The sequence below is a fragment of the Streptococcus sp. GMD1S genome (assembly GCF_000296875.1).
Lineage (GTDB): Bacteria > Bacillota > Bacilli > Lactobacillales > Streptococcaceae > Streptococcus.
In genome coordinates this window covers 1-1,004 of record NZ_AJQY01000181.1, presented here as the reverse complement: position 1 = coordinate 1,004, position 1,004 = coordinate 1, and the positions used below count along the sequence as shown (strand labels likewise).

1 protein-coding gene is annotated in these 1,004 nt (G+C 42.9%); it reads right to left on the bottom strand.

Annotated features, from left to right (window positions below):
- Window positions 1-1,004 (bottom strand): HAD-IC family P-type ATPase (locus tag GMD1S_RS08130; RefSeq protein ID WP_000697047.1); only part of this gene is annotated, 1,004 nt, incomplete at both ends.

Sequence of the window (1,004 nt, the reverse complement as noted above, 5' to 3'; positions counted from 1 at the left end):
CACTTTTTCTCACAGGTTAAGTAAGTCTTCAGAGCTCGGGAAGTTGCATTTTCATCCTCGAAATAAGCCAGATAAGAAGATAGTTTCTCTGCCACATTAGCATTCATTTCTTGGACCTTCATATTCCCCGTCGTGATAGTTCCTGTCTTATCAAAACAAAGAACATCTACTCGCGCCAAGGTCTCTACACAGTATAGTTCCTGCACTAGAACCTTCTTTTTAACCAACTTCATGGCTGCTACCGCTAGGGAGACGCTAACCAATAGAATCAAACCCTCTGGAATCATGCCGACCAAGGCACCTGAACTTCCTAAAACAATCTCAACATAAGACCGTCCTAGACTAAAACCTCTGATATAGAGCAGAATGGCAACTGGCACCAGCAAGATCGAGACGATTTTTAAAATCTTATCCATGTAATCGCGTAGTTGAGAAGGGTATTTTTTGAATTCCTTGCTGGATTTTGCGAGTTTGTTGATATAACTATCGGGTCCGACCGCCGTTGCCGTAACCAGACAAGTACCGCTAACGACATTGCTTCCGCTCATCAGCTTGTCACCTGCTGTTTTAAAGACTGAATCACTCTCACCAGTCAGCAAGGACTCATCCACTTCGATCGTTCCTTCAAGCACTTCTGCATCGACAGGTACCTGATCTCCCAGATTGAGATGCAGATATTCCCCCAGAACGATGTCTTCTGGATCAATCTCGATCGTTTGACCATCTCGATTGACCTTGTACTTACTTTTACCAAGCAAACTTAGCTTTTCCAAAGCATTTTTTGAACGCACTTCTTGGAAAATCCCGATAGCTGTATTGATAGCAATCACACCTAAAAAGAGCATGTTCTCAAATCGCAAGGTTGTGGCTACCAGAACTGCCAGAGCCAGGTTCATGGCATTAAAGAAGGTAAAGATATTTGAAACGACGATTTCCTTGGTTGTTTTGTAGGGTTTAATGTCGCTGATATTTCGTTGACGATCCTTGATGTCTTGGCTACTTAA